Below are 14,693 nucleotides of genomic sequence, written 5' to 3'. Positions count from 1 at the left end.
AGTGTTACCTCTGCAGCTTTTGTCCGCGTCTGCCTAAGCAAAATCAAGGCGCCGAACGGCGCGGATGTGAGCCGGGCGGAAGTCCCCGGCCCGACCATTCTTAGGTGTCAATCCATCAGGCGCTGCATGAGGTAGGTGTATTCGAGCGACCGCCTACGGGCGGCTTCGTTGAGATTCGCCGCTGCCGCGTGCCCGCCGTCGATATTCTCATAGTAGAGCACTGGCATGCCGAGTTCGAGCAAACGCGCGACGTACTTGCGGGCATGTCCCGGATGGACGCGGTCGTCCTTGGTTGAGGTCACGACGAGCGGAAGCGGAAAGTCATCGCGCCGCCGCAGATTTTGGTAGGGCGTGATCGTTTCAAGAAAGGCGCGTTCCTCGCGATTGGAGGGCGAACCATACTCGTCAACCCAGGATGCCCCAGCAAGCAGCTGATCATAGCGGAGCATATCCAGCAGCGGCACTTGCACGACAGCCGCGTTGATCATCTCCGGATGCTGATTGAGCATAACGCCCATGAGCAAACCGCCGTTCGATCCGCCCATGATTCCAAGGCGGCGTGGCGTGGTGATCCGGCGCTCGACGAGATCGCGTTCTACGGCGTAAAAATCGTCATAGATGACTTGGCGGTGCGTGCGCAGACCGGCTTGGTGCCAGGCAGGTCCGAACTCTCCGCCGCCTCGAATGTTGGCGAGAACGTAGACGCCTCCGCGATCGAGCCAGAGTTTGCCGACATTGGGGCTGTACGTCGGCGTGTAGGAAACCTGGAACCCGCCGTAAGCATATAGCAGCGTCGGGTTCTCGCCGTTGAACGGCATGTCGCGGCGACGCAGCACGAAGTATGGCACTCGCGTGCCGTCCGCGCTGACGGCCTCGTATTGCTCCGAAACATAGGGCGATGAATCGAATTGCGCAGGCAACGAGCGAAGCGCGCGCGCGCGTGTCGCGTTCTGGTCGAGCGCATAGAGGGTGTCGGGGGTCAGGAAGTCTTCGAACACCGCAAAGGCTTGGCTTTCGGTTGGTGACGAACCGGCCATGGTGACCGAGCCGTTCTCCGGGAGGGCGATGTTGGTCGTCGCCCAGGTGTTCCCGTTTCGCGCAATGCGCAACAAGCGACCGCGCACATTCTCATACCCGGCGACGATGATCGCATCGTGCGTGATTGAAACGCCCTCGATCGACTGGCGTGCGTTCGGTGCGAATAGCACGGTGACGTTCGGGGTCTCGCTGCCGCTTTCGCTCAGCGGATAGGCAATGAGTGCGCCTTGGGGGTGGCCTCGCCACTCCTCCTGCAATGTCGCGATGAGAAAGCCGCGATAGACGCCCTGGATTGACGATTTGGGGGGCAGGTTGATGCGCTGCGGGCTTGCTCCGTCGAGCCGAAAGTTCGTGGATTCAAAGAACGTCGTGGCCTGCACCGCGATCGGCACGCGATGACCGTCAGTGTCCTGCAGCACGCCACCGAACACGCCGACATCCGTCACCGCACCGCGCATGATTTCTGTAGCAGACGACAACGGTGTGCCACGCGTCCAGCGCTTCACTACGAACGGATAGCCACTCTCCGTCATCGTGCCAGCGCCCCAGTCGGTTGCGACGATGAGCGTGTTGTGGTCAAGCCAGGTCGCGCCAGACTTGGCCTCTGGCAGCACGAAGCCGTTGGGTACGAAGCTGCGTGTGGCGATGTCGTATTCGCGATAGGTAGTGGCGTCCTTGCCGCCGTCGGAGAGCGAGACGAGGCAGAGTGTCGTGCCTTCTAAACAATCAATACCTTTGAACACCCAGTTGGCATTCTCCGCAGCAGCAATGGCGTCAATGTCGAGCACCGTTTCCCATTGCGGATTGCCGTCGCGCGCGAACGCGTCGAGGCGGGCGCGGCGGTAGATGCCCCGCACGTGCTGTTCGTCCTGCCAGAAGTTGTAATAGTAGCCTTCGAAAATGCCTCCGGTCGGAAGACGGTCGCGGCTGTTGGCTAGGGCTGTTGCGTCCGTGAGCAATTGTCCGAAGCGCGGATCGTTTTCCAACTGTGGCAAGGAGCGCGCGTTTTGTTCGCGCACCCAGCTCAGAGCGCGATCGCCCTCGATGTCTTCAAGCCAAAGATAAGGGTCTTCACCTGTCATGGTCGGCGAACTCGCTGTGACGGTTGTGGTTGAGGTGCTGCTGCAGGCGGCAAGAACGAGTGCCGCGAGGGTAGTCGCGGCGAGAGCGGCAAAGCGCATGAAGGTCCCCTGGTCCCCGGATTCGCAGTCAAACAACCAGATCGGGCGCGGTAGGAAAAGGGCTACTCGTTGTTTGGAGGCTGCGGCAGGGCGTGCATGGCGCGGAACCGCAAAACACCTTACATGGGGGGTGATGCGCTATTTCAAGATGAACGGCTGTGGCAACGACTTCGTCATTATCGATGCGCGATCGCGTGGGTCGCTGCCGCTCTCGACTGCGCAAGCTCAAGCCATTGCGGATCGAAAGACTGGGCTGGGTTGCGATCAAGTCATCGCGGTCGAACGTTCCATTCGCGGCGACGCCTACATGCGAATATGGAATGCGAATGGCGGCGAGGTTGAGGCTTGTGGGAACGCAACGCGTTGCGTCGCCTGGTTGCTGATGGAAGAAGGCGGCGCTTCGTCCCGCAGGATCGAGACCCCGGCAGGTATTGTGTACGCCGAGCGCCGCGGCGAGAACCTGATCACAGTCGATATGGGTTCGCCACTGCTGCGCTGGGAAGAAGTGCCCCTAGCGCGTGCAATGGACACTGCCCAACTCGACTTCGAAGCAGGCGGGTTGGCTGGTCCCGGTGCGCTGAGCATGGGTAATCCGCACGTGATCTTCTTTGTGAATGACGTGCGCGCCGTAGCGATCGAAAGTTTGGGCCCGGCCGTGGAGCATGATGCACTGTTCCCTCAGCGGGTGAATGTCGGGTTCGCCGAGGTGCGATCCGCCGAGCAGATCCGCTTGCGAACCTGGGAACGCGGGGCCGGTCTCACGAAAGCATGTGGCACTGGCGCTTGTGCGTCGGTGGTGGCGGCCCACCGGCAGGGCCGGACGGGCCGCAAGGTGGAGGTCCTCACCGATGGTGGTTCACTGGAGATTGAGTGGCGTGCCGGCGACGACCGTGTCCTGATGACGGGGCCGATTGAACTGGAAGCCGCAGGGGAGTTGCCGGCCGCATGAAAAGAGCTGTCGCTTGCCTCCTATTCGTGGCCGCGTGCGCAAGCACGCCCTCTAATGTGCCGCCCGATCAGCAGGTCCGCGGTTGTTGGATCAATCGTGATGTAGGTGCGACGACGATGCGCTGGCTGCCGGATCGAAACCGGCCTGAGGTGCTGGCCGGCTCCAGGCTCGTATTTCGCCAAGTCGGTTCCCCAGTTTCGACACGCTTTACATTGGAGCCGTCCGACAATGGTCACTCGCTGTGCGAGTTGGATACTAGCGGCGCTGCTACGAAATGTTGGCGCGTTGCGCGCGGCGAAGGTGGTCCACTTGAAGGTGGGCGAGCCTTCATAGACTCGCACGGTGAGGCATTGCGCATCACAGTCGTCGGTGATGGCCCCGAACGCGTGATCTTTCAGGGACGCCGGGACGGCTGCGATTGATCACTGGCTTTGATCACGTCGTCTTGGGCGTTAGCGACATCGCGAACCGCGTTTCCGCGTATGAAGCCTTGTTGGGCGAACGGGCCACATCAGTCACTACAAACGATGATGTCGCGCTGGCTGTCGTAAAGACGAGCAATATCGCGGTCGAACTCATGGCGCCGGTCGGGCCGGGTGCGAGCCGACTGCAAGCGGCGATCGATGATGGTGGCGAAGGGATCAAGAGTTTGGTCTTCGCCGTCGGCGATGTCGATGGCGCGCGCACGCGATGCGAGCGCGTGGGCTTGGCGCCGGAGCCTGTTGTCATCGGCGCAGGTTATAGGAGCTTTCGGGTCAGCACTGAACGCACTCATGGCGTCCGCTTGTTCTTTTTGGAGCGTAACGAGGCTCCTTCATCGGAGGCGCAGCATCGCGGCCTGGACCACATTGTAATTCGAACGCCGGAGCCCGAACGCGCGGCCGCGCTTTACGGCGCAAGATTGGGCCTCGATATGCGCTTGGATCGCGAAGTTGTCGGGCGGCGCCTGATGTTCTTTCGGTGCGGTAGCGCCATCGTTGAGATCATTCACGATGAAACCTTGAGCGATGGCCGTGATAAGCTGTGGGGGCTGTCGTGGCGCGTTGCCGATGCCGTTCACGAGCGCGAGCGTTTAGCGGCGGCGGGCTTCGATGTCTCTGACGTTCGCGTTGGTATGAAACCTGGGACGCGCGTCTTTACGGTGCGCGACAGAACGTGCGGCGTTCCCACCTTAATGATCGAGTCCAACCCAAAGCGCGATTGATCTTGTCATCACGCCGCGCCATGCTTCCTGGGCAGAACGGGGGACTGACATGGCTGAGCCGCTTCACGCGACGTTTTTTGCCTTCCGCAAGCGCGAGCAAAGTGGGGTCCTGTTGCGCCTCACTTTGGCGTTTATCGTCGCAGCGATTGTGCTGTGTGGAGCATTTGCTGCGCTGTTCTGGACGAGCATCGGCCCGGTGGTTGAGTGGTACGGCCAAATTCTCGGCGCGGCGGCGACCAACGATACCTCTGCGATCGAGAGTGCCGGAATTCCGCCGGGCTTTTTCAGCCTGATTGGCGGCATGCTTCTCTGGATGTTTCCTTTTTACATTCTCTGCGCAGCGTTTGAGGCGGGCGCACTGAGGTGGATGGTTCACGGCGAAACGAAAGGCTTCATGGGTCTTTCGCTGGGCGCGCCGACTTGGCGCGTGTGGTCAAGCTATTGGATTTGGTTTCTCCTCAACATCGCGTTTTCAATCGTGATGAGTGTTTTGATGGCGGTGGTGATAGGCGTGTTGGCGGTCAGCAGTGGCGGCAACGCGGCCGCAACCGCAACTGCCTTGCCCGCCGTGTATGTGATCCAATACGCCACCATGATCTATTTCGCAGTGCGATTTGCGCCCGCGGCGGCGACCAGCGTCGCGCGACGTAAGTTTGCCTTCTTCGAAGCATGGACAGTAACGAAGGGTCGTTTCCTGTCTCTCCTGGGCTCGTTCTTTGTGCTCTACCTCTTCTATTTCATTGCATCGATCGCGTTCGTCGCAGTGTTCTTCGCTGCTGTGCTCGGACCAGCGGCGCCTGACCTTGTGGCTGCTGGCGGAGACGCAACGCGCTTCAGCGAGACGATGGTCGCGATTGTGCAATCGTACATCCAATCCCTCTCCAATCCGCAAAATTGGGTGGTTCTTGGCGTGCTGCAGGTTCTCGGTACTCTGGTCGGCGTGTCGTTCTACATCGGTATGTACGGTGTAAATGCGCGTGCGGCGCAGGCTGCGCTCGAAGAAGGCAAGATCGCGCCGACGCCTTGAGGGGAGCATTGGATCATGGCTGAGCCTTTAGGCGCCGCATTTTTCACGCTGAAGCGACGGGACCGCATCGTCCTTTTGCCGGCGACGATTGTGTTTCTCGTGCTGATTTCGCTCGTTATTGGCGCCTTCGTCGCGTTGAACTGGCAATTATTGAGTGGGTTCGCGACCACATTCACGCAATCCGCTCAAGGCGAGTTAATGAGCGAAGAGCAGTCACTCCAATTCGTCGGCCAATTTTTCGGGCTCTTCGGGTCGATCTTTCTATTCCTTTTCCCGATCTACATTTTGATCGCGGCTTATGAGGCGGCGTGTTTGCGCTGGATGATAAGAGGCGAGGCGCCGGGATTGTTTGGCATTACTATCAATAAGGACGTCTGGCGCGTTTGGGGTGTCTATTGGTGCTGGCTGCTGGTGCAGATTGTCATCGCCATGGCGATGTCGATGCTGATGATCCCGGTCATGTTCATGACGATGGGTTCGATGATGAGCAATCCGTCGCCAGAGAACATGATGCACTGGCAGCTGACGGTGCAGCTGCCGCTGACGTTGCTCCAATACGCGCCGCTGATTTTTCTGGGTATCCGCTTTGGTCCCGCAGCAGCGACATCGGTGTTGCGCAACCGGTTTTCGTTCTTCGAGGCGTGGGAAGTGACGCGCGGACGGTTCTGGCAACTCTTTGGTGCTTTCGCGGTCTGGACCTTGCCGTTCGTGTTGCTCTTTGGGGTGTCGTACGCGGCTTCGTTCTTGCTGCAATATCAGGGGGACTGGCAGCACATCTTCCAGACCTGGCCTCAGCCTAATTCCGAAGAAGCGAGCGCCATCTTCGCGCGCACCTTCTCCGTTGCCGGAATGAGCATTATGGCCATCGGTTTGGCGGTCAACGCCCTGCTGTGGCTGATTTGGGCAGTGATGAGCTACGGCATTAACGCGCGTGCTGCGCTCGCCGCACAAGAAGACGGCAAGATCTCGTTTATTGCTGACGAGACTTAAGCCGCATCTTAGGATCGTCAGCCCGATGCTGATTTCTTCTTCTTGGTGGCTCTCTGTGCGGGGACTTCGGCGGCAGCGGCCTTCTGTTTGGGCTTTTGCGCCGTGTTGCGCTCTGTGTGGCGCTTGAGCGTTTCGGCGAGATAGCGGCCAGTGTGGCTGGCTTTGACCTTGGCGACGTCTTCCGGCGTCCCGACAGCTACCATTTTCCCGCCACCGTCGCCACCTTCCGGTCCGAGATCCAGGACCCAATCAGCGGTTTTGATGACATCGAGATTGTGTTCGATCACGAGCACGGTGTTGCCATTGTCGACGAGTTCGTGGAGCACCTCCAAGAGCTTCTTGGTGTCCTGGAAGTGAAGTCCGGTGGTTGGCTCGTCGAGAATATAAAGTGTGCGGCCAGTGGCGCGTTTGGACAGTTCTTTCGACAGCTTCACGCGTTGTGCTTCACCGCCCGAAAGGGTCGTCGCTTGTTGGCCGATATGCACGTAGCCGAGGCCGACGCGCTTTAGAGTTTCGAGCTTGTCGCGAATGCTTGGCACTGCGTTGAAAAGGTTGGCGCCTTCCTCAACAGTCATGTCGAGCACGTCGGAGATCGACTTGCCTTTGTAGAGTATCTCCAGCGTCTCGCGATTGTAGCGCTTTCCCTTGCATGTATCGCACGTGACGTAGACGTCCGGCAGGAAGTGCATCTCGATCTTGATGACGCCATCGCCTTGGCACGCTTCGCAGCGGCCGCCTTTGACGTTGAAGGAGAAGCGGCCTGGGCCGTAACCGCGGGCTTTGGATTCAGGGAGCCCAGCGTACCAATCGCGGATTGGCGTGAACGCGCCAGTATAGGTCGCTGGATTTGAACGCGGTGTGCGGCCGATCGGCGATTGATCGATGTCGATGATCTTATCGATGTGCTCGAGACCTTCGATCTTATCGTGTTCGGCGGGCACATCGCCCGCGCCATGCCAGTTTCTAGCAACGGCTTTGTATATTGTCTCGATCACGAGCGTGGATTTGCCGCCGCCGCTAACGCCCGTGACACACGTAAACGTGCCAAGCGGGATGTCGGCGTCGACGTTCTGAAGATTGTTCCCGCGCGCACCGCGTACGCCGATCATCCTCTTTTTATTGACCCAGCGCCGCTTCTCCGGAATGGCGATCTCGCGCCGGCCCGTGAGATAATCGCCAGTGATCGAGTTTTTGTTTTTCTGAATCTGCTCCGGCGTGCCTTCGGCGATGATCGTGCCGCCGTGAATGCCGGCGGCAGGGCCCATATCAATGACGTGATCGGCGGTGAGAATGGCTTCCTCGTCATGCTCAACGACCAGGACAGAATTGCCAAGGTCGCGGAGACGGACGAGTGTTTCGAGGAGGCGTGTGTTGTCGCGCTGGTGCAGGCCGATGCTGGGTTCGTCCAGCACGTAAAGAACGCCGGTGAGGCCAGAGCCAATCTGTGATGCGAGCCGAATGCGCTGGCTTTCGCCACCGCTGAGTGTGCCGGATGAGCGGCCTAGGGACAAATAATCGAGTCCGACGTCCACCAGGAAGCGAAGGCGATCGTTGATCTCCTTCAAGATGCGGACCGCGATCTCTTTCTGCTTGGGCGTGAGCTGATCATTGAGCGCTGCAAACCAATCGCGTGCGTTGCGGATCGACATGGTCGACGCCGTCGCGATATCGGTCATCGCGACTTTAACAGCGAGAGCCTCCGGCTTTAGCCGCTTGCCTTCGCACACCGGGCACGGCGCTTCGCTCTGATATTTTTCGAGGTCTTCACGGACCCAGGCAGAATCGGTTTCCTTCCAGCGGCGTTCGAGGTTCGGGAGCACGCCTTCGAAATTCTTTGTAGTCTCGTAGCGGCGCACGCCATCGTCGTAGACAAATTTGATAGGATCCTTGGTGCCGTGAAGGATCGCTGCGCGGAGCTCTTTCGGGAGTTCTTTCCAGGGCGCCGTGATCTTTGCCTTGTAGTGTTTGGCTAGAGCTTCGAGTGTCTGCGCGTAAAGTGGTGAAGGCCCTTTCGCCCAAGGCGCCACCGCGCCTTCTTTCAGCGTCTTGTCGTGGTCAGGGACGACCATGTCGGCGTCGAACTTGAGTTGGACGCCCAAGCCGTCGCAAGCGGGACATGCGCCCGCGGGATTGTTGAACGAGAAGAGGCGCGGCTCGATTTCTGGGATCGTGAAGCCCGAAACAGGGCAGGCAAATTTCTGACTGAAGATCAGGCGCTCCGGCTTGGCGGCTTTATTCTTCAGCGTGGCTTTGCCGGTGGCGTCTTCGGACGCGCTTGTGGCGATCTCGGCGAAGGCGATGCCTTCGGCGAGTTTCAGCGCTTGCTCAAGTGAGTCCGCGAGGCGAGTTTCGATGCCGGCTTTGACCGCGATGCGATCAACGACAATGTCGATGTCGTGCTTGAACTTTTTGTCGAGCGTCGGCGGTTCGCTGAGTTCGTAGAACTCGCCGTCGATCTTGGCGCGCTGGTAGCCCTTCTTCAGGTACTCAGCCATTTCCTTTTTGTATTCGCCCTTGCGGTCGCGCACGACCGGCGCGAGCAAGTACAAGCGCGTGCCTTCCTTCAGCGCCATGATCCGATCGACCATTTCGCTGACTTGCATCGCCGCGATCGGTTGGCCGGTCGCGGGTGAATATGGAATGCCGACGCGCGCCCAAAGCAGGCGCATGTAATCGTAGATTTCGGTGACGGTGCCGACAGTCGAACGCGGATTGCGTGAAGTGGTTTTCTGCTCGATCGAAATTGCAGGCGAGAGACCTTCGATGGAGTCTACGTCAGGCTTTTGCATCAGCTCTAGGAACTGACGCGCGTAGGCAGAAAGAGACTCCACGTAACGGCGCTGGCCTTCGGCGTAGATCGTGTCGAACGCGAGTGAGGATTTGCCACTGCCGCTAAGGCCGGTGATCACGACCAGCTCGTTGCGAGGGATATCGACGTTTACGCCCTTGAGATTGTGCTCGCGGGCGCCGCGGATGCGGATATGGGTCAGGCCGTCCTTCATTGCGGCAAGCCATACGCGAAAGCGGTCATCGAGATTCCGGGATAGTAGTGGCGATTGAAGAAGTAGGGCGTTTCGCCGTCGTGTCGCGCACCAAGCGCGTAAACCACCGGCATGAAATGTTCCCAATCTGGCGCGGCGATCGCGGCATCGGGTTGTGCGGTGTAGTTGACGACCTTGGTGTGATCGTTGGCGACGCCGGAGACGATCAGCTTGTCATACGTTGCGACCCAGGCTTGCGGATCAGGCGAGGGCGCGCGGAAGAAGGCAGGCAGATTGTGCACGATATTGCCTGAGCCGATGACGAGGATGTTGTCGTCGCGGAGATCGGCGAGGGCCTGCGCAATGGCGTAATGCTCTGAGGCTGGGCGGCGAATGTCGAGGCTAACTTGAACGATCGGCACGTCGGCATCCGGATACATGTGCTTCACGACGCTCCACGCGCCGTGATCGAGGCCCCAAGTATCGTCGAGTTCGGCGCCGAAGGCTGTCAGCTTTTCGGCGATGGCGCGCGCAAGATCGGGATCGCCGGGTGCGGGGTATTGGACCTCGAACAAGGCTTTTGGAAAGCCGCGGCCGAAATCGTGGATCGTGCGCGGGTTTGCGGTCGAGGTGATCTTCACGCCTTCGGTGACCCAATGGGCCGAGATCATCACGATGGCGTTCGGTTGGGGGAAGCGCTTGGCGATGTCGGCCCAGCCGCGGGACGAGGGCGTGTCTTCGATCGCGTTCATCGGCGAACCATGGCCGACGAACAGGGCGGGCGCTCTGTTGGTCATTGCTCTTTCTCGGGGACCGCCAGGAGCCCGGCGGACACCATATTTAGTAGCTGGAGTCGCGGGCACATCAAGAACAATTAGCGAACGATATTTTGGCTGCAGTCTTGGGGGCTCATGTGAAGGGCGGGTAGTTTCGGATGCGGCGGGCTCGCCTTACCGGTTCGATCAGTTAATGAGCCTTTACCTATTGGGCGAGTCGGCGTATAGAACATAGAGAGAACATTTGTCCGGACCCTTACGCCGGCGGATGCCTCACCATCGAGTAAAGCGAAGGAAACAGGAGGTCGGCGATGGCTGGCAGCGTCAACAAAGTCACTTTGGTAGGCAATTTGGGCAAGGACCCGGAAATCCGCCGTTTGAACAACGGCGATCCGGTGGTGAACCTCTCGATCGCGACGTCTGAGACGTGGCGCGACAAGCAGAGTGGTGAGCGCAAGGAAAAGACCGAATGGCACCGCGTTGTGATCTTCAACGAGAACATCGCCAAGGTGGCCGAGCAATATCTGAAGAAGGGCTCGACGGTTTACATCGAAGGCTCGCTGCAGACGCGCAAGTACGAACAGAACGGCGTCGAGAAGTACACGACTGAGGTTGTGCTGCAGAAGTATCGCGGCGAACTCACGATGCTTGGCGGCAAGGGTGATGGCGGTGGCCGCTCGTACGATGATGGTCCGGGCGAAAGCTTCGGTTCATCGAGTGGCAAGAAGCGCGTCAGCGACGGCCCGCGCGAGAGCTTCAATCAAGATCTCGACGACGAGATCCCGTTCTAAACAAGAACAATGGGTGTGTGATGGGTTGGGCGCTCCGAAAGGAGCGCCCATATCTGTTGGATGATTCCTCTCTCAGTTCTTGATCTCGCGCCGATCGTTGAAGGCGGTGACGTTGCACAAGCATTGGCTAACAGCCGCGATCTTGCGCAGCACACAGAGCGGTTCGGCTATCATCGCTTCTGGTTGGCGGAACACCACGCGATGCCCGGGATTGCGAGCGCGGCGACCGCGCTGACGATCATGAACGCGGCGCAGGCGACAAAGACGATCCGTGTTGGCGCTGGCGGGATCATGCTGCCGAACCACGCGCCGATTATCATCGCTGAACAATTCGGTACGCTCGAAGCGCTCTTTCCTGGACGTATTGATCTAGGGCTCGGCCGCGCTCCGGGTGGTGATGGCCTGACGGCTCGCGCTTTGCGGCGCACACTCGTTGGCGGCGAGGATCGCTTTCCTCAAGACGTGCTGGAGCTGCAAGCGCTGCTCGGGCCAAGTGAGCCTGGGCAACGCTTGCGGTCGGTGCCAGGCGAGGGATCCAATACGCCGCTTTGGATTTTGGGGTCTTCGACTTTTGGGGCCCAGCTCGCGGCGGCGCTCGGTCTGCCGTTCGCGTTCGCTTCGCATTTCGCGCCGGCTCAAATGATGAGCGCGGTTGAGATCTACCGATCTACCTTTCGTCCTTCGGAGCAATTGCAGAAGCCGTACGTCATGCTCGGCTTCAACATTTTTGCAGCGCCGACGGACGACGAGGGACGTCTGCTCGCGACATCATTGATGCAGGCGTTCGTAAGTTTGCGACGTGGAGAGCCGCGTAAGTTGCAGCCGCCTAATCCAGCCTTCGAAGAGAGTTTGACGGACATGGAGCGTGCTCAGCTTGAGCAGGTTCTGCAATGCTCAGCGATAGGCGCACAGGCAACGATCAAGACCAGCATAGAAGCGTTTATCGCGCGAACTGGCGCGGACGAGCTCATCCTTGCATCTCACATCTATGATCATAGCGCCCGAGTTCGGGCTTATGAGATCGTCGCTAAGGTTATGGCGCTTAGCTAAAGATTGATTCTGAGAGCTTCAGCGGCGCGTCGCATCGAATTGCTAGCGCTCGCGCCCAATCCTTGGCCATCATAAGTTCCTCGCGGTGCGCTGCGCCAGCTTCTTCGTGCTGAGTCTTGTGCGCTATGGCGTCGAACGAACGTCCAAGCTCTTTTGCATGCTCACGAAAGATGCTGCTCGCGGCAACTTGTTGTGCTCGATCCAGGGTGAGAGCCAAATCGAAGAATGCGCCTACTTGCGTCAGGGCGCCCCCTGGATCGGATAGAAAAGTTTCCGCATCGAGCACACGGACCCGACCGATCCCGAAGCGTTTGGTGATCTGCTCCAGAAACGAAATCTGCATGAGCCAAGCTTGAGCTGCGATCTGCAGATCAGAAAACAACATCGCATCATCATCGCTGTATCCGGTTTCGAGTGGGTTCACCGGCGCGAATTGGCGGTACATCTGACGTGCATAGACACGCCCCTCGACGCCGCGGCGCGCAATTGCGCGCAAGAATGTATCGAGGCTTGAGTAGAGAAGGATTGCCTTGCAATCCTGGCGTGCGTGCAGGATCTGCGGGATGATGTGATTGACGCTGGTGCTCGGCTTGACGACCTGCGTCTCCCCGGGCGCCAGCGGACGCGACAACAAATCCAACGCCACTGAGAGCGCTTCGAACGCGCCGACGCTGCGTCGGCTGTTGGACCAATATTCTGCAAAGCTCGCCAACACGGCCGGCTCTTTAAGGCCCATAGAGACGCCTGGGATGTCCAGGGCGCGGGTGAGCAATGTCGAGCAGCAAAAGCCGGTGTGAAAGATGAAATGGAGCGGGCCGGCGGTTTTGCGAATTTTGTGTTCGGGGAGCTGGGCGATTTTGATGCCGGGGGACTCGTCGCTGCGCTTGATAAATCTAGGATCGAGAAAGGGAATGGCGCGCTGAGCTTGCCTGGGGAGGTAGGCAAAGGTCAGCTCATCTTGGCGGGGATCGTAGTTGTGCGGGACCCAGGCAGCCTCAATGGCGTAGTCGACTTCCGCTCCGATCGTCGCCTGCGCCTGCATCGGCTCCCGCCTATTACTTTCGGCATAGGTGGTGCGCCCGTTCCTGGGTGTAATGCAAGTTACACTGGTCGCTTTCGGCCGCCACTTCATCGCATTGCGCGGGAATGCCGGTCACAACGCCGTGAAGCTCGTGACAGCTGCGGCGCAGCGGGCCTTCGAAGCGGGCTTTACCAGAGGAATCCGCCTATGAGCGCGACGTGACCACCCATTCGCGCGCCTTTGCTCCGCTGGACCTCCTCCAGTTGCTCTCGATCGCCGTCATCTGGGGCGTCAACAATATCTTGGCTAAGATTGCGGTTGATGCGCTGCCGCCCATGCTGACTGTGGCGCTGCGCTTCCTGTTCGTTTTGGTCGTTTTGGTCTGGTTCATACGGCAACCGCCGGCCGGCAATTTGCCGACCTTTCTAACGATGCTGGCCTTCATCGGGCCGGTGCACTTTGGCATTCAATACACCGGGCTGAAGCTCGCGAGCGATATCGCGCCGATGGTTGTCGCGATGCAGCTTTGGGCGCCGGCATCAGTGGTGTTCGCAGCGCTGTTGCTCAAAGAACGTGTTTCGCCACTGCGATGGGCCGGGGTGGCGGTGGCCTTCTTGGGCACGGCTTCGATGAACTTCGATCCTGCGGTCTTTGCACAAGGCGGCGCACTCGCTCTTGTGTCTCTCGCCTCAATTTCCTACGGGTTTGGCACTGTTTTGGTGCGTCGCTTAGGCGGAATGGATGTGTGGTCGACGCAAGCCTGGATCGCGCTGGCGATCGTCCCGAGCATGGCAAGCGCATCACTGTTGTTTGAGAGTGGGCAGATTGAAGCTGTTGTACATGCACATTGGATTGTATGGGCGGCACTGATTTTTGGCGGACTGATCTCTTCGATCGTCGCGAACGCGTTTCTGTTCGGGCTCGTGCAAAAGTACGAGGTGTCACGCACGACGCCTTATCTGCTGATGACGCCGGTTATCTCGTTCACGCTTGCGGCGCTCGTGCTGCACAACCAGATCACGCCGCAAATTCTGTTCGGCGCCGCGCTGACCATTGGCGGCGTGCTTTTGGTGGCGATTGCCGAGCGGCGATTTAAGGCAGTGGCGTAAGCGCAGCGCACGCGATGCGCGCTCCGGCATTGCCGATTGGTTGGGTGTTTTGGTCGTCGGCGTTCGCATGGATCAGCAAGGCGGCGCCGTCTCCATCCAAAAGCGGTAGACGGTTGCCGATACGGGCGCTGTGCAGCGTGACGTAGGGCGAGAACACCTCGGCGCCGTGGATGCCGGTTGGGGCTGCGAAGATGTTGGGGAGATCCCCGGATTCCGGCCCGCGGCGATTGAGCAGCCCGTGTTGGACGCGATGGCTGAGGCTCACGTGCGATCCCGATGCCTGGAAGCCGGTCGCGAAGTCACTGCAATCGCCGCGATTGTGCAAATGCAGGCCGTGCCAGCCAGGCGGGAGACGGCGATCCAAAAATTCGAGATGAATCAACACGCCTGTAGGCGCCTCCGTGAATGTTGCTTGGCCCACTGCTTGTCCGTCGGCGCCCACAATCCAAGCTGTGCGTGGCTGAAGTTGGCGGGCAAGCTCCACCCCGTCCGGGGTGCTGGCGCACGCGGTCAACAGGGCTGCAAAAACGATGGCGGCGAGAGGGCGCATGGAGCTGTCCTTGGTTTGCGGCTGAG

12 protein-coding genes are annotated in these 14,693 nt (G+C 59.5%); 7 read left to right on the top strand and 5 right to left on the bottom strand.

Going from position 1 to position 14,693, the window contains the following annotated elements:
• Positions 1-107 precede the first annotated feature (107 nt).
• Positions 108-2,219: a prolyl oligopeptidase family serine peptidase gene (locus tag ATE48_RS01425; protein ID WP_066767115.1), complete on the bottom strand. Its 2,112-nt coding sequence runs from the start codon at positions 2,217-2,219 to the stop codon at positions 108-110.
• Between the two features lie 133 nt (positions 2,220-2,352).
• Here ATE48_RS01425 and dapF point away from each other — a divergent pair, with 133 nt between their 5' ends.
• The 4 genes from dapF (at position 2,353) to ATE48_RS01400 (ending at position 6,389) form a co-directional block, all read left to right on the top strand.
• Complete coding sequence (dapF, locus tag ATE48_RS01420; RefSeq protein ID WP_066767114.1) at positions 2,353-3,168, top strand: diaminopimelate epimerase; 816 nt, start codon at positions 2,353-2,355, stop codon at positions 3,166-3,168.
• A 418-nt stretch (positions 3,169-3,586) separates the two neighbouring features.
• Complete coding sequence (locus ATE48_RS01410) at positions 3,587-4,372, top strand: VOC family protein (RefSeq protein WP_066767112.1); 786 nt, start codon at positions 3,587-3,589, stop codon at positions 4,370-4,372.
• Positions 4,373-4,421: 49 nt separating this feature from the next.
• Positions 4,422-5,399, top strand: coding sequence for a hypothetical protein (locus ATE48_RS01405; protein WP_066767111.1), 978 nt, complete (start codon positions 4,422-4,424; stop codon positions 5,397-5,399).
• A gap of 15 nt (positions 5,400-5,414) precedes the next feature.
• Entirely contained in the window at positions 5,415-6,389 is a 975-nt protein-coding gene (locus ATE48_RS01400) for a hypothetical protein (RefSeq protein ID WP_066767109.1), read from the top strand.
• Between the two features lie 17 nt (positions 6,390-6,406).
• Here ATE48_RS01400 and uvrA read toward each other — a convergent pair whose 3' ends face one another.
• Together uvrA and ygiD are read right to left on the bottom strand one after the other, a co-directional pair.
• Entirely contained in the window at positions 6,407-9,391 is a 2,985-nt protein-coding gene (uvrA, locus tag ATE48_RS01395; protein ID WP_066767107.1) for an excinuclease ABC subunit UvrA, read from the bottom strand.
• Complete coding sequence (gene ygiD / locus ATE48_RS01390; RefSeq protein ID WP_066767106.1) at positions 9,388-10,167, bottom strand: 4,5-DOPA-extradiol-dioxygenase; 780 nt, start codon at positions 10,165-10,167, stop codon at positions 9,388-9,390. Before ygiD ends, uvrA begins: the two co-directional genes overlap by 4 nt.
• A 290-nt stretch (positions 10,168-10,457) precedes the next feature.
• On the opposite strand from ygiD, the gene ssb reads away from it, so the two are divergent.
• Entirely contained in the window at positions 10,458-10,937 is a 480-nt protein-coding gene (gene ssb / locus ATE48_RS01385; protein ID WP_066767105.1) for a single-stranded DNA-binding protein, read from the top strand.
• Positions 10,938-10,997: 60 nt separating this feature from the next.
• Positions 10,998-11,987 (top strand): LLM class flavin-dependent oxidoreductase, encoded by a 990-nt coding sequence (locus tag ATE48_RS01380; RefSeq protein WP_066767102.1) that lies wholly within the window; start codon positions 10,998-11,000, stop codon positions 11,985-11,987.
• Here the strand turns inward: ATE48_RS01380 and ATE48_RS01375 are convergent.
• Positions 11,980-13,029, bottom strand: coding sequence for a hypothetical protein (locus ATE48_RS01375; protein ID WP_066767101.1), 1,050 nt, complete (start codon positions 13,027-13,029; stop codon positions 11,980-11,982). The genes ATE48_RS01380 and ATE48_RS01375 overlap by 8 nt on opposite strands.
• A 197-nt stretch (positions 13,030-13,226) precedes the next feature.
• On the opposite strand from ATE48_RS01375, the gene ATE48_RS01370 reads away from it, so the two are divergent.
• On the top strand, positions 13,227-14,117 hold the full coding sequence (locus ATE48_RS01370; RefSeq protein ID WP_066767100.1) for a DMT family transporter: 891 nt from the start codon (positions 13,227-13,229) through the stop codon (positions 14,115-14,117).
• Here ATE48_RS01370 and ATE48_RS01365 read toward each other — a convergent pair.
• The gene (locus ATE48_RS01365; RefSeq protein WP_066767099.1) at positions 14,101-14,667 is read right to left on the bottom strand and encodes a superoxide dismutase family protein; all 567 of its coding nucleotides are present in this window, start codon (positions 14,665-14,667) and stop codon (positions 14,101-14,103) included. The two genes, ATE48_RS01370 and ATE48_RS01365, sit on opposite strands and share 17 nt — an antisense overlap.
• Positions 14,668-14,693: the final 26 nt, after the last annotated feature.

Origin of the sequence: Candidatus Viadribacter manganicus (assembly GCF_001679665.1) — a bacterium.
In the GTDB taxonomy this organism is placed as follows: domain Bacteria; phylum Pseudomonadota; class Alphaproteobacteria; order Caulobacterales; family Aquidulcibacteraceae; genus Vitreimonas; species Vitreimonas manganica.
The sequence above is the reverse complement of the archived record's forward strand: the minus strand, read 5'-3'. Positions and strand labels throughout refer to the sequence as shown.